Origin of the sequence: Spirulina major PCC 6313 (assembly GCF_001890765.1) — a bacterium.
GTDB lineage: Bacteria > Cyanobacteriota > Cyanobacteriia > Cyanobacteriales > Spirulinaceae > Spirulina > Spirulina major.
The window spans coordinates 728,768-743,889 of record NZ_KV878783.1 but is presented as its reverse complement, the minus strand read 5'-3'; the positions used below and the strand labels follow the sequence as shown (position 1 = coordinate 743,889).

The window sequence follows — 15,122 nt, the reverse complement described above, 5'->3', positions numbered from 1 at the left end:
TGAGTTCTAAACTAACAGTTCATTCTCAATAATTACGCAAGACTAGGGGTTACAGCCTTGTTTATTGAGAATAACAAAATAGCTCAAAATAGCTGAAACCCATACTGAGCAGTGCTTACAGCCAAATCCTCATGACCTGAATGCTTACGTTCAGTGGGGTTTCTATTTTTTTTCAGATGGTCTCCAACGGTTTTCTGATCAAGATAAAACGTTAATATTGGTTCTCATCAACTGAGTACAGGACAAAGGTTGAAATGTACGGCGGAATTTTGATCTGGATGGGGTGGGAGCATCCTGCTCCCTATTTTGTCTGAATTCTAGCGGGCAAGATGCCCGCACTACAGACTATGGATTTTTGGGGAGCGTGTTGGGTTTTGCTATTGTTCTACCCAACCTACGAAATCATCAGGGTTTCAGCCCAAGCCTGATTTTTTGTCCTGTCCTCAGAGAGCGATCGCCCCTCCATAAATTTTCAACCCCAAAAAAGTCTTTGAAGACAAGATGATCTCCTAGGTAAAGTTTCTGTAAACCCGAATCTTGGTCAAGAATTTGATCCGGACTCCCCCATAGAATCAATGAACGGGAAAAAGAAATCATGCATCTCTGAGTATTAGATCAACACTAAAGCCTGGTAACTATGACCTCGACGACTGTTAATCCATTGCACTGGAGTTTTGTTTTAACAGGTGTAACTCTTTTTTCCCTTCCGTCTCACGCTCAGCCTTGGCCAGATGTCGCAGCCAGTGAAATCAGCGCTGGTGTGGCTGCTGATTTGCTCACGCCTCAAGCCGTCCGCCCTCAGGTGGGGGTGGGCTATAACAGTGCGGGCAATGGCTACAGCAGTTTTAGTGAGTTAGATGTGTTTTATCCCCTCTGGCAGTCAGCAGGTCAGAGTTTGGGCTATGTCTACGGTCAATTGCGCCGCGATGCTAATCATCATTGGGGCGGCACGATGGTGCTGGGGTATCGCTTGGCCAGCCCACGGCGAGTGTGGGGGGCCTATTTGGGCTTGGATCAGCAGAGTACAGGGGCGAACACCTTTCAGCAGTTGGGGGTGGGGCTGGAGAGTTTGGGGGATTGGGATGTTCGCCTCAATGGATATCTGCCGCTGGGGAAAACGCGCCAGGTGGCGCTGGATACGGGGTTACGGCTCAAGGAGAGGTATTTTCGCGGCCATGATCTGAATTTGGTGCTGGAGCAGCAGCAGATCTACGAAGCGGCGGCGCGGGGGCTGGATTTTGAAGTGGGGACGCGCTTGTTTGATTGGGGTGCGGGGGAGGTGCGGGGCTATGGGGGGCTGTATTATTACAAGCCGACGGGGGGCGAGGGGGCCTTGGGCTATCGGATGCGGGTGACGGCGAATCCGGTGGATTTTCTGAATGTGGGGCTGACGATGCAGCAGGATGGTCTGTTTGGCTCGCGGCTTTCGTTTCAGGTGGGGGCGACGTGGGGGGGCGCAAGGCCGCACCCGTCCCGCTCCTCGGCAACCCTGGCACGACTGACTACGCCGCCCCAACGCACCAATGCGATCGCGATCGATCAACAAACCGTGATCGCGTTCCGAGGTACGGTGGTGGCGACCAACCCGGACACCCATCAGCCCTGGTATTTTCTCCATGTTCATCCTGACGGTGGCAAGGCTGATGGTCAGTTTGAAACCCCGTTTAGCACGATCGAAGGGGCGATCGCTGCTGCCCCCAGTAACACGAACACGATTATCTACGTGCAAGATGTGAGCCAGCCCGCCGGGGATCTCACCATTCCCGACTCTGTCCGGCTCTGGTCTACGGGCCCCGATCAGCAGATCAACACCACCGAAATCGGCCGCGTCACCCTACCCCTAGCCAATAGCGGCATTTATCCGCGCATCGTTGGCACGGTGGCGATGGGCAACGATGCGCACCTGGCCGGGTTTACGATTCAACCCCCCAGCGGTCACGATGCCGTCACGGGCGATCAGGTACAAAATTTAACCATCCGCGAGAACCGAATCACCACCAGCGGCGAGGATGCGGGAGGGGTGCAACTGGATAATGTGACGGGCTGGGTGTCTTTGCTCGGCAACCAAATCACCACCACCGGCAACACGAAGCAGGGCCGAACGGGGGCCCATGGTGTCACCGTGAATCAAGAAACCGCGACCTTGAGCGCCGCCACGTTAACCAGCAACGCAATCACCACCCAGGGGACGCGGGCGGATGGGGTGTATGTGCGGACTCGGACGGCCACAGGTGGGGTAGAAGCGGTGACGTTGACGGATAATGTGATCCGGACGACGGCGAATGATGGCTTGCAAAGTAACGATAATTTAACGCCGCAACCGACACCGGCGATCGCTGCCGAGCAATCCCATGGTTTGTTTGTGTTTGCGAATCAAAAGAGTCGGGTGGGAGCGATTACGCTTGAACGGAACCAGATTTCAACGGTGGGCGATCGCTCCAATGCAGTTTTCACCTTTGCCCAAAACAACGCCACGATCGGTCAGGCCACTTTTGATCAAAATACCCTCACCACCTCCGGTTACAAGTCCAACGCCATCTCTGCGTTTCCCAGCAGTGGCGGCCAGTTTCATCAAGTGACAATCACGAGGAATCAAATCGTTACCAGCGGCGACGAATCCCCGGCTGTCTTGACCTTTGCCACCGGGGCCGGTAGTCAGATGGGCCGCAGTGTGATTCAAAATAACCAGGTGACCACCCACGGCAACAATAGTGATGCGGTGTTGGCGTTTGCGGCCCAAACCTCATCCTTGGGGGCGGCGACGATCACGGGCAATCGGATCACCACCACAAATAACTATGCTGCGGGTCTGTTGACCTTTGCGTCTAAAACCAGCACCCTAGGCACGGTAACGATTAGCAGCAACCAGATTGCCACCCAAGGCTCGTTTTCCGATGGACTCTTAGCCTTTGCGTCCCAAGGGAGTACCTTAGGCACGGCAACGATTACGGGTAACACGGTGACCACCCAGGGCCAGGGCGGCACATTACCCAGCACTGCCCCCGCCGCCTATACCTATAACACCGGCTATTCCGGGGGGATTATGGCCTTTGCCTCGAATGGGTCAACGCTCTCCACGGCTTCGATTCAGGGCAATAGGGTCAGCACGGGCGGGAATAAGTCTAATGCGATCGCTGTTTTCTCGTCGTCTTCCGGTGCGAATCCAGGGTCAACCATCACCAACGCCACCCTTGCGAATAACCAGGTCAGCACCACCCAAGCCGAATCGCGGGGGATGATGGTGTTTGCCACCAGAGCCAGCACCTTAACCGATGCGACGATTACCGGCAACACCAGCACCACCCAAGGGAATGACGCTGATGGGATTTTCGCCTTTGCCTCCCAGAGCCAGAACTTTGGCCAAGCAACAATTACGAATAATGCGATCGCCACCCAAGGCACGAACGCCGCCGGAATTAACCTCGCCGCCAATAACACCAGCCGGATCAACGGAGTGACCGTCACGGGCAACCAAAGCCGCACCACCGGCCCAGATGCCGACGGAATCACCCTCCTCGCCGGGACAAGCAGCACGTTGCCCTCGGTGACGATCCAAAATAACCAAGCCACGACGACGAATGCACGCGCCAATGGTGTGGCGATCGCCCTCCAAAACAATTCCACCCTCACCACCGGCACGATCCACAGCAACGCCGTCACCACCACCGGCCAAAACGCCCAGGCAATTTTTGTCGATACGAACAATTCCACCCTGACGACCATGGGCGTAACTGCCAATACCGTGCAGACCACGGGACAAGCCGGAAATGGCATCGGTGTGACAGCAACGAACGGAACCACCACCACCGCGACCATCACCCAAAACACCGTACACACCACTGGGGCGGCGGCCCTGGGCATTGACGTGACGGCCAACGGGGGCACATTCTCCACCGCCCAGGTCACGCAAAATCAGATCACCACGTCCGGCGGGGTGACCGGGACGGCCCCCAATGAGCAGGGGGCACGGGGGATTAGTGTTTCAGCGTTGAATAACACGACCTTGGGAAATGCGATCGCCACTCACAACCAGATCACCACCCAAGGCCCCAAAGCGATCGGCATCCAAGTCCTCGCCGCCAATGGCAACATCACCACCACCGAGATCGAAAGCAACACCATCAACACCACCGGAACCAATGCGATCGGGCTATCCGTCCTCGCCACCGCCAACACCAGCACCGGCAAAATCACCACCGCCACCCTCACCAGCAACACCATCACCACCCGTGGAACTGGCGCTCATGCCCTCTCTCTCCTCGGCAGCAATAACGGTGAAATCGACACAGCGACAATTCGGAATCATCAACTCCTGACCACTGGGACAGATGCCAATGGCATCCTCACCCTTGCCAAAGATGCCACCCTCACCAACCTCACGATTAACGCTAACGCCGTCCGCTCCCAACAGTTTCATGGAGTCACGATGCAAGCATCTAATATGGGAACCATTGGCACAGCATCTCTCACCAATAACGTCATCATCCAAGCGGACAAAAATAGTTTCAATCTTGTCACCAATACCCCCGACTCAGGGACTCCCGTTGCCTGTGTGAGTGCATTCACAAACAACAATAGTCAAAATGCAACTAATCGTGATCTTTCGATTACCACTACGACCGGGACATTTAACTTTGTGAATTTTAGTGTTCCTACTATTCAAGCCAACAACACAGGCTTTAGCGTCATTAATGGCAGTCCTACGGTAGTCACCGCTTGTCCTTAAAGGGGGTCAGGATGCGATCGCCTCATTCATCCGGCCAAGATCACGCCATTCAAGGCAGCGATCGTCCCCTGATTCGTCCCCTCCATGCCATGAACTTCAAACCCTTTTAATCACAACTTGAATCTCATTCCCCATCCACACCAGCAGCGCCGCACGATACAAAAATTCATCAACATTCGGAAATGTTGCAAATCAGGAGCCAAACCCTCTATCATTGTCAACAAGTCAAGCTTTCTGAGAATCCATGTTCCCCTATTCCGCCAACACGCTCAAGGCCGAACTCAATGCACGCGGCTGGCGACTCACCCCACAGCGGGAGAAAATTCTCCATGTTTTCCAAAACCTGCCCCGTGGGGATCATCTCAGTGCCGAAGAACTCCAAGTCTCTCTTGAACAACGGGGCGAGCCGATCAGCCTCTCCACCATCTATCGCAGCGTGAAATTAATGGCCCGCATGGGCATCCTCCGCGAACTCGAACTCGCCGAAGGCCACAAACATTACGAACTCCACCGCCCCCACCCCCATCACCACCATCACATGGTCTGTGTGCAGTGCAATAAAACCGTGGAATTCAACAATGATTCCATCCTCAAACAAAGCCTCAAACAAGTTGAACGCGAAGGCTTTCAACTCATCGATTGTCAATTGACCGTCACAACGATTTGCCCCGAAGCCCTCCGCATGGGCTGGCCCTCCGGCTTACCCAGCAATTGGTCATGCTCCCGCTCCATTTCAGAAGAAAAAACATCACTCCCTGAGACTTAAAACAGGTTTTTGAGGGCGATGCTGTTGGGTTAATCTTGATCCTCAATGGTCTATCAACAGGCAGCACGATTCCCATGGGGGAGGTTGGGCGAATGGAAGCCGAGACAAGGGCATCGGGCGTAGCTCAGGAGATTCCACCGTTCTAGCAGGTCTGGATATGACAATTACGCGGGGAGGGTCGTGGGGCTGATCGTAGTCTGGGATACGATATCGCTTAGGGGACTCTCTACAATACGGACTAAATGAGATACAGCCAAGATTTTGCCGAGTGGTGATGGGATGGCGATCGCTGTCCTGTCGTCTTTCTGGTTGAATCGTAAAATTGACCGCCTTACCCATTGCACTGATCCTATGCTCGTCACACAACAGCCCGTTTTTCGTAATTTTTGGTATCCCGTGGTGCCGTTGGATCACTTGAGTCCAACAAAGCCGTTTGCCTTTGAACTGCTCCAAGAAGCGATCGTGATTTGGCTCGATGAGGCGGGCCAGCCCGCAGCGGCTCCGGATCGCTGTTGCCATCGATCGGCGGCGTTGTCGTTGGGGACGGTGAAGGATGGCTGTATTACCTGTGCCTATCATGGGTGGCAGTTTGACCGGGAGGGAACCTGTCAAAAAGTGCCGCAATTGCAAGACAAGACGATGATTCCGAAAACCTATCGGATTCCGTCCTACCACTGCACGGAACGCTACGGCTATGTGTGGGTTTGTTTGGGGGAACCTTTGCAGCCGATTCCGGAGATTCCCGAAGCGAGTGATGCGGGACATCGGGTGATTCATGAGTTTTATGAGCCTTGGAATTGTGCGGGGCTGCGGGTGATGGAAAATGAGTTGGATTTGGCCCATCCGACGTTTGTGCATACGACGACGTTTGGGAGTGAGGAGCATCCGATTCCCGATTCTTTGGCGGTGGAGGAGACGGATTACGGCCTGAAGATTCGGGCGACGTTGGGGGTGGTGAATCCGGAGTTGCAGCAGAAGAATTTGCAGATGGATGAGGGGCAGACGGTGCGGCATTTGGATATGGATTGGTTTATGCCGTTTACCTGTTGTTTACGGATTCATTATCCCAATGGGCTGACCCATATGGTGGTGAATACGATGACTCCGATTCAGGATGGGCGATCGCAGATGGTGCAGTTCTGTGTGCGTAACGATACGGAGGCCCAAACGGCGGCGGCGGATGCGATCGCCTTTGATCGTCAAGTCACCCTCGAAGATAAAACCATCCTCGAAACCACCGATGACGATGTGCCCCTCAATGCCAAATACGAGCAGCACATGATGACCGACAAACCCGGTCTGCTGATTCGTCGCCGGATCGCCGCCCTGCTCAAGGAGCACAACGAAACAGAACAGACGCGCCATTGTGACTAAGTCCGCTTTAGGTGTGCAGCGTCAACATTTTAGATGTCGTATTGGCGACCGCGCCAGACTTGGGGGTGTTGTTGGGCGGAAAGGATGATTCGGGTGACGGCGGCCAAATCGGCGAGGGGGGAGAGCCAAAACCAGAGGGGTTTTTTCCCGGCATAACTGGGGGCGATCGCCCCCAACAGCGCCCAGCGAATCGCCACCAAGGCAGCATTGATCAACCCAGCGATCGCAATCGGTAACGTCTGCACCCCACTGAGCCATGCCACGAGCATCACGAGACTCACCACCAGCGGCAAGCCTTGGGTCACCAGGAGAAACCAGCAGTCGCTCCAAACTTGGCCCGGTGTGGCGGCATCTTTGAGATCGAGCGATCGCCCCCATTCCCGCCAGGTTTCCGCCATCCCCTCATACATCCGCACCCGAATCACCCGTTGACCATCGAGGAACCCGACCCGATAGCCCCGCTGCGCAATTGCCCGCGCCAAGGTTACATCATCACAAAACGATCGCCGCGCCACCTGATACCCATCCATCGCCGCCAACACCGAACGCCGACAGAGAAAACATTGCCCATTGGCCATCACCCGCTCCGGATGGCTCGCCTCACTGCCGGAGGGGTCAAACCGATAGAGCAGCGTCATCAGCAGGGCCGGTTGCAGCCACCATTCCCCCGGATCACGCAGGATGAATTGAGGCGAGAGGGAAATCAGGTCGTAGCCTTCGGTTTCGGCAATCTGGAGCAGTCCCGCAATTAACCCCGGTTGCGGTTGGGTGTCGGCATCAATGCCCAAGACCCAGGGACTGCGGGGGGAACTGTGACGAAAACCATAATCTAAGGCCCAGGGGCGGCCCACCCAATCGGCGGGGAGGGGGTCATCGGTGATCACCCGAAAGCGCGGATCAGTTTTGGATTGGGCTTCGACCAGGGCCGCTGTGCCATCGGTGGAGCGGCTATCCACCACCACCACTTCGCGCAGTTCGTAGGTTTGGCGCGACAGGCCCGCCAAGCAAGGGCCGATGCGTTCCGCTTCGTTGAGGGTGGGGACGATGACGCTGACGGCTCCCACTTGGTGGGGTTGGGCGGGGCAGGGGGCGACGGGGGGACGACGTTGGGGGCCTTTGAGAAGACGCGCCATCAGGAGCGCGATCATCGGTACAGTGAGGAGAAGATACCCAAGGGCGATCGCACTATAAAGGGGAATGGCTTCGGTCATGAACACATCTAAACTTTAAAACAAGAAAACAAGGGCAGAGTCTTCCCCCAGTCGGTGAATCGCTCTGGGATGAGGTTGATCATACCCTGAAACTTGGCCGCCTTTGGGGAAAACCGTGGCGCTAACGGGGCACGGTGCCGAGGACATGGTTTTGGAGGGCGGCGGCAATTTGGTCAATGGGGAGCACTTGGCGGGCGGCATTGAGGGCGATCGCTTCTTTCGGCATCCCAAACACCACCGAACTCGCCTCATCCTGGGCAATGGTATGACCCCCGGCTTGAGCGATCGCCGCCATCCCCGCTGCCCCATCTCGCCCCATCCCCGTCAACAGCACCGCCAGCACCGCCGAGCGATAATACTGCGCCAACGACTCCATCGTCACCGTCACCGAAGGCCGATGACCATCAACTTTCGGCTGTGCCGAATGGCGAAACTGGCCTTGACGGTCAATCTCCAAATGCAACTGCTCCGGCGGAAAATAAACCACCCCCGCCTTGGGATATTCCCCCTGCTGGGCAATCCGGATCGGCACTTTGCAATACAGACTCAACCAATCAATCAACCCCTGCAAAAACCCATAACTGATATGCTGCACCACCACCACCGGCGTAGACCAATTCGCCGGCAACGCCCCCAACAGCGTCTTTAACGCCTGAGGCCCCCCCGTCGAAGCCCCGATCGCCACCATCTTGATCCGCCCCAGACCCGGCGACGACACACCCGACGACGGACGAGACAGGGGCATCATCGGCAACGCGGTCGGCATCGGAGCCGGGAGACGCGCACTCTTGCGATGGCGGGTAAACACATGCACCCCCGACAACACCTGAATTTTCCGCACTAACGCCACCTTAATCGCTTCATACTCGCTCATTTCTTGCACACGGGGCTTCGGAAAAATATCCACCGCCCCCGCATCGAGCAATTCAAACACATTCTTTGTATCTTCCTCTTGCACCGACGCACTGATCACCAAAATCGGGATCGGGGTCTTGGCCATCACCTCATAGGTAAATTCCAAGCCATTCATTTGGGGCATATGCAGATCGGTGCAAATCACATCCGGATTCACCTGGGGAATCAGCGAGAGTGCTTCTAAACCTGTTTTAGCGACCCCCACCACTTCCACCACCCCAGAGGCGTTTAAAATGCGCTTCAAAATAGCTTGGGCAATGAGGGAATCTTCAACAAGCAAGACACGAGTGCGCATAGGGGTTTAGGAGTAAGGGGAATACAAAACTAGACAAGGCGTTGTAAGGTTTCGAGCAACACTTCTTGATCAAACGTGCCTTTGGTGATGTAGGCACTGGCTCCGGCTTCTGCACCCCGGCGGCGATCGTCTTCCGAGGAGAGGGAGGTAACTAAAATGATCGGGATTTCGTTGTATTCGGCATGTTCACGAATCCGGCGGGCCAGTTCGAGGCCGTCTAGGTTGGGCATTTGGACATCACTAATCACGGCATCAAACTGGCCGGTCTTTAATTTGTTGAAGCCATCAAGACCATCTACCGCAGTTACGACGGTATACCCCGCTCCTTCTAGAATACGCTTTTCCTGGGTGCGAATCGTGATCGAGTCTTCGGCGAGGAGGATGGTGGCGCGGTGTTGGGGGGTGGTGCTGGTGTTGGCGGTGGTGCGGGGGGCGATCGCATTGCGTTGGTTGCGTTGCACCGATTTCAACAGATCCGTCGGATTGAGAATCATACAGACTTCCCCCGTTCCCAAAATCGTCGCCCCGGCAATATTGCGCACCCGCTTCAACAGTTGACTTTGGGGTTTTAAAACCACATCTTGGGTATCAATCAGGCGATCCACAAACAGTCCGAATCGCTCTTCGCCAATGCGTAGTAAGACACAGGGCAAGTTGCGTTTCGTTTCGGAGCGGGGGGCGAGGGTTTCGAGTTCGAGGAGTTGGGCTAGGTGGGCGACGGAGATGGCTTGGTTGTCGAGGGCGATCGTGTCACGCCCTTCCACGGTGAACATAGTATCGGGATCAACCAAGAGTGAGGTTTCCACAAATTCCACCGGCAGCGCGTGGGTCAACCCGGCCACCTCCACCAGCAAGACGTTGGCCGTGGCGAGGGTTGTGCCCAGTTGAATCCGGAAGGTGGTGCCCTGGCCGGGAGTGGATTGCACCTGGATTGACCCTTTGAGGCGTTCAACATTGGTTTGCACCACATCCAGGCCCACACCGCGCCCGGAGACTTCGGTGATCAGGGTTTGGGTGGAAAAGCCGGGGGTAAAAATCAGGTTATAGATTTGGCCCGGGGTCATCATTTGGAGTTCTTCGGCGGTTTGGATGTTGCGTTCGATCGCTTTACGCTTAATCCGTTCGAGGTCGAGGCCGCGGCCGTCGTCGCTGACTTCGATGATCACGTTGCTGGTGGTTTGGTGGCCCTTGAGGTGGATGGTGGCGGTGGCGGGTTTGCCGGCCTGGGTGCGATCGCGCGGTGATTCCACCCCATGGTCAATGGCATTCCGGATAATGTGCATCAGGGGATCTTTCATTTCCTCCAGAATGCGCTTATCCGCCGTCGTGTCTCCCCCCTCAATCACCAGATCAATCTGCTTCTCTTGCTGTTTCGCCAAGTCCCGCACCATGCGCGGAAAGAGTTGAAAAATATTCGACAGGGGCAACAGGCGCAGCGTCCGAATCTGATCTTCTAAGTTGTTGGCAATCATGTCCAACCGCGTTGCATTTTCTTGGGTCGAAAGCTTCAACTGCTGCAACAGATGATCCAAGCGTTCGGTTAGGGCTTGATTGACCTCGGTGTTTTGCGTTCCGGCCCGGGTTTTAAGCTCATCCCAGGCATTCACCACCGCATCGAGTTCCGAGGCCACATGGGCAATCCGAATTTTAGTGACGGTGAGTTCTCCGGTTTGGGTGATTAGGTCATCAAGGTGACTCGTGGCAACGCGGATCGTCTCGATGCGGTAGGGTTCGGCTCCGGTTTTTGGGCTGGCGGGGGTGGATGGGGACGCGGTGACGGGGGTAACGGTGGTGGTGATGGTGGGGGCAGGGGTTGCCGCTGGGGGCGGGGGACTGGCGGCGGCTGCGTTGTCCGATGCTGGGGGTTCCGGTTCGGGGGAATGCTCCGGTTCGGAGTCGGGTGGGATGGGGGCGGGGCGGGGCGGGGCTTCCGCCTCGATGGGGTCGGCGGGGGGCGGGGGGGCAGCGTCAGGAATTGGGGGCGCAGCGGCTTGTTCGGCCGTGGGGGGCGGGGCAGCTCCCATCAGTTGGGCGAGGATGTGGAAGGTGTCTACGCCGCTGGGTTCGCCGGTGACGGCTTCGGTGACGAGTTTTTGAATTGCGTCGAGGCCGTGGTAGAAGCGATCGCTCAATTCCGGGGTCATCACCACCTCACCCCGCTGCACTTCCCCCAGGGTATGCTCCATCTGATGGATCAGCTTCTCGACGGAATTCACCCCCAACATCCGCGAATCCCCTTTTAAGCTGTGGGCTTCCCGCAGCAATTCATCCAGGGACGACAGTTGATCGGGTTGTTTTTCGAGTTGAAGGAGACCTGCTTCGAGTTTTTGCAAATGCTCTTCACTCGCGGTTTTATAAAGATTCCGGAGTTCTTCGTCTTCGATAAACATGGGCATACCGTGGAATTGAGAATAAATAATTCAGTCGGAATCGCAGCTTAGACTAAGGCTTGGAGGGTGAGGGTGGTTTTATTTAACTGTTGGGTGACTTGTTTGGTTTGGCTAATGCCCCAGGCGGTTTCTTGGGCTCCTTGATTAATTTGATTCATCGCATCGACCACTTGGGCGATCGCCAGGGCCTCTTGCTCAATACTTTGGGCAATCTGTTGACCACTGAGCACCACATCCCCAATCGCCTGATTCACCCCCTCAAAAGTTTGGGAGGTTTCACGGGTTAGGGCTACACTCGTCGCTACACTTTGGCTACTTTGGTCTGCGATCGCCACCGTCATCTGAATCACCTGTTGAATCGCTTTAATCCGCCCACTAATATTTTGCGTCGATTGTTGGGTTTGTTCCGCCAGTTTCCGGATTTCCGTCGCCACCACCGCAAACCCCCGTCCTTGCTCCCCAGCCCGCACCGCCTCAATCGAGGCATTTAACGCCAGCATATTCGTTTGTTGGGCAATATCATCCACCAGCCGAGAAATGCTTTCAATGGCCTCAGACTGTTCGATTAGTTGTTGATTGTGTTGAACCACTTCCGCCACCGTTGTTTGCAGGTGATTAATTTCCGCTAAGGTACGACTCGCCGTCAAGCTGCCCTGTTGCGCCAACTCAAACACCTCTTGGGCCCGACTCACCACCGCCGCCACCTGCTGCGACGATTTTTGAGACGAGACCTCCAATTCATTCATCGTCGTTGTGGTTTCCTGCACTGACGATGCCTGTTGAGCCGCGACGCTATCCTGCTTCACCGCCACACTCGCCATCTCTTCACTCGTGGTCGCCACCGTGTTTACCATTTCTTCTAAGGTCGAGGTGATGGCCTGAGAAATTAACCGCCGGAGCGGTGACAGCATCACCCCCATCGTAATCACCAACAGCGGAATAAAAATTCGTAAAATCCACTGAAAGATTTGGGCTGCGATTAAACGCTCGGCGGCGGCGGTATCGAGTTGCAACTCGATCAGTTCTTGCACCTTCGCCGTAATCGGGTCAATGAAACGGTAAATGTCGCGGTCTACCTCACTTAATTGCTCGCGATCGCCACGGCGTAGCACCGCCACCAAGCGATCCAGTTCGGATTCAGATTGGGCAAATAACACCTCGGCTTCCTGGGCCAGTTCCGCCTCGGCAGGGGTCAGCCGGGTTCCTCGATAGGATGTCCAGGTGGTTTCAACTTGCGATCGCGCCGTTTCAATCGACTCCAACGCCTCCTCCGGGGTGAGAATGTTCACATTCACCTTATTCGTCGCATCCACAATCGACACCGCATAGGCATCGGACACCGTTTTTAACTGTTGCATCGGAATAATGCGATCGTCATAAATCGTGCGAATCTGGTGATTCATCAACGCAAAACCACCAATGGACAGTCCACCCAATACGCCAAATAACAGCGCAGGCAATACGCTAAACAGTTGGATTTTTCCTTTTAAGTTCATGATCTTCCCTCCGGTGATGCTCAAACCAATTAATCAAAGTGCTGATGCTTCAATTGGTTAGAAATTGCGATCGCACTCCTCAGCTTGACAGCGAGCCTGATGCTACCCTAATCCTCGCAATGTTGATTCTCTTTAGGAGTTGACGACAAGCACCACCTGTGAGTTTTATTCTCTTTATAGCGGATTGCGAAAAGATGAGAACGCTACTTCCCCCTTTTTAAGGGGGATTGAGGGGGATCTTTGTACCGCAATTTTATGAAAACCGCTTTAGAACCCAAAAAAGATGACTGACAAATCCCATCAAGCTGGGTGAATTTTGATTACAGTCGTTTGGAATGATGAAACGATTGATGATGTGAATATGCTTGATTCTAGGTGAGGTGTGATCCTCCTTGCGGTTTCGTTGCGCTTCAGGATAAAGAGAGATAACAGTCCTATTTATTACTGTAAGACCCCTCGATCCGATGGGATCTATTCTGTTCATAAATCAACACTTTTAAAGGGTTGATTTATGAACAGGTTTGGTATTAATCACTGAACCGTTGAGCCACTTGGGCCGCCGCCCGTTGTCCGGACAGATACGCCCCATGGACAGTGCCCCGATAGGTGGGATGGGTATGTTCGCCGGCGAAAAAGAGCACCTCATTCACCGAACGCCCAAGGGTCGCGAAATCATCCGGGGTTGCGCCCACAGCGGCGTAGGAGTAGGACCCGCGACTCAAGGGGTCGGCTGTCCAACGGGAGACAAGGAGACGCTCCACCTCTGGAATATTGGGGCCGAAGAGAATGCGCAGAACGCTCATCACGTCAGCGGCGATCGCCTCCTCCGTCTGCTGTTCTAACGCCAGTCCCGCCCGCCCCAGCCCAAAGGTCATTAACACCGGTGCATCGCTAAAGGTACGGGCATTTAAAAAGTAGCTGTACTTGCCTTTTTCGGGGTGAGCATAGCCAAAATACTGTTGGGTTTCATCCCAAAACGGACGCGGAAATTGCAACACGACTTTATTGACATGGCCCATCTGGAGTTTCGCCAGGGAGCGGCGCATGGATGACGGCAACTCTGGGGTAATTGTCACCGCCCCGCTTTGCAGCACCCCCAACGGCAGGGTAATCACGGCATAATCGGCATTAAACTCGCCGTGGTTCGTGGCGATCGCTACCCCATTTTTGGTGTGGGTAATGGCTTCTACGGTGTGATTGAGTTGGATCGCTAAATCCTGAGCCAGGTAGTTCACCACGGCATCGTAGCCCCCCGGCAAAATCACATCCGCACCGGGAAACGCTTCATCTTCGTTCCAATACCAGGCCGAAAGATCCTCAATATCGCCCCCGGCATCAAATTCGAGCCAACTGGTGAGGTGATAGCGCAGCAGGGGATCGGCGATCGCATCGGGAGCGATCGCCCGCAGCGCAGCGGCAATGGAGAGGTCGCGGTCTTGGTCTTCACTGTAGCGGGCGAGACGCTTGAGGAGTTGATGGTATTGCGCTTCGGCCCGTTCTAGTTCCCCATCGGTCACGGGTTCACCATTGGGGCGATAGACGACGACGCGATCGTCGTCGGTGACGAAGGTGGGCGCACCCGCCGCACTAGCCAGGGGCGTGATTGGGTTGTCGCCGTCGGGGCCATGAATCCAACTCGCTCCCATGTCCATGGGCACGCCAAGGCTGCGGTCTGTCCAGATCCGGCCCCCGATGCGATCGCGCCCCTCCAACACCGTCACCACAAAGCCTTGATCCGCCAAATCACGAGCCGCCGCCAACCCTGCGATCCCCGCCCCCACCACCAACACCGAGCGACCTTGACCCGCCCCTAAGGAGCGCGTCCGATTGCCGCAACTGGCCAGGGTGGCCCAGAGTGCGATCGTTCCCAGTCCCATTTGCTGTAAAAACCGTCGCCGCTGAAATCGATTCATGATCAAAATAGGGGTAAGGGAATAAGAAATCAGAAC

Annotated in this window: 8 protein-coding genes; 3 read left to right on the top strand and 5 right to left on the bottom strand. The window is 55.4% G+C overall.

Annotated elements, in window-relative coordinates; translation table 11 throughout:
• Window positions 1-760 precede the first annotated feature (760 nt).
• The 3 genes from SPI6313_RS03365 to SPI6313_RS03355 all read left to right on the top strand — a co-directional run bounded on the left by SPI6313_RS03365 (window position 761) and on the right by SPI6313_RS03355 (window position 6,866).
• Window positions 761-4,726 carry a hypothetical protein gene (locus SPI6313_RS03365; RefSeq protein WP_072619718.1) on the top strand — a complete coding sequence of 1,322 codons (3,966 nt, stop codon included), beginning with the start codon at window positions 761-763 and terminating at the stop codon, window positions 4,724-4,726.
• A gap of 244 nt (window positions 4,727-4,970) precedes the next feature.
• A complete protein-coding gene (locus SPI6313_RS03360) occupies window positions 4,971-5,492 on the top strand; it encodes a ferric uptake regulation protein (RefSeq protein WP_072619717.1) in 522 nt (173 codons plus the stop codon).
• 351 nt (window positions 5,493-5,843) lie between these two features.
• Window positions 5,844-6,866, top strand: coding sequence for an aromatic ring-hydroxylating dioxygenase subunit alpha (locus SPI6313_RS03355; RefSeq protein WP_072619716.1), 1,023 nt, complete (start codon window positions 5,844-5,846; stop codon window positions 6,864-6,866).
• A gap of 29 nt (window positions 6,867-6,895) precedes the next feature.
• Here SPI6313_RS03355 and cruG read toward each other — a convergent pair whose 3' ends face one another.
• From cruG to SPI6313_RS03330, 5 genes are all read right to left on the bottom strand, one after another.
• Window positions 6,896-8,077, bottom strand: a complete 1,182-nt coding sequence (cruG, locus tag SPI6313_RS03350) for a 2'-O-glycosyltransferase CruG (protein WP_072619715.1) — start codon at window positions 8,075-8,077, stop codon at window positions 6,896-6,898.
• Between the two features lie 121 nt (window positions 8,078-8,198).
• Window positions 8,199-9,287, bottom strand: coding sequence for a chemotaxis-specific protein-glutamate methyltransferase CheB (gene cheB, locus SPI6313_RS03345; RefSeq protein WP_072619714.1), 1,089 nt, complete (start codon window positions 9,285-9,287; stop codon window positions 8,199-8,201).
• 29 nt (window positions 9,288-9,316) lie between these two features.
• The gene (locus SPI6313_RS03340; RefSeq protein ID WP_072622982.1) at window positions 9,317-11,677 is read right to left on the bottom strand and encodes a hybrid sensor histidine kinase/response regulator; all 2,361 of its coding nucleotides are present in this window, start codon (window positions 11,675-11,677) and stop codon (window positions 9,317-9,319) included.
• A gap of 47 nt (window positions 11,678-11,724) precedes the next feature.
• Window positions 11,725-13,173: a methyl-accepting chemotaxis protein gene (locus SPI6313_RS03335; RefSeq protein WP_072619713.1), complete on the bottom strand. Its 1,449-nt coding sequence runs from the start codon at window positions 13,171-13,173 to the stop codon at window positions 11,725-11,727.
• A gap of 527 nt (window positions 13,174-13,700) precedes the next feature.
• Entirely contained in the window at window positions 13,701-15,086 is a 1,386-nt protein-coding gene (locus tag SPI6313_RS03330) for an FAD-dependent oxidoreductase (RefSeq protein ID WP_072622981.1), read from the bottom strand.
• Window positions 15,087-15,122: the final 36 nt, after the last annotated feature.

What these genes read in the sequence shown, in the direction of transcription:
- SPI6313_RS03360 (WP_072619717.1), top strand. Translation starts at nt 4,971, where the DNA reads ATGTTCCCCTATTCCGCCAACACGCTCAAGGCCGAACTCAATGCACGC.
- SPI6313_RS03355 (WP_072619716.1), top strand. Translation starts at nt 5,844, where the DNA reads ATGCTCGTCACACAACAGCCCGTTTTTCGTAATTTTTGGTATCCCGTG.
- cruG (WP_072619715.1), bottom strand. Translation starts at nt 8,077, where the DNA reads ATGACCGAAGCCATTCCCCTTTATAGTGCGATCGCCCTTGGGTATCTT.
- cheB (WP_072619714.1), bottom strand. Translation starts at nt 9,287, where the DNA reads ATGCGCACTCGTGTCTTGCTTGTTGAAGATTCCCTCATTGCCCAAGCT.
- SPI6313_RS03340 (WP_072622982.1), bottom strand. Translation starts at nt 11,677, where the DNA reads ATGTTTATCGAAGACGAAGAACTCCGGAATCTTTATAAAACCGCGAGT.
- SPI6313_RS03335 (WP_072619713.1), bottom strand. Translation starts at nt 13,173, where the DNA reads ATGAACTTAAAAGGAAAAATCCAACTGTTTAGCGTATTGCCTGCGCTG.
- SPI6313_RS03330 (WP_072622981.1), bottom strand. Translation starts at nt 15,086, where the DNA reads ATGAATCGATTTCAGCGGCGACGGTTTTTACAGCAAATGGGACTGGGA.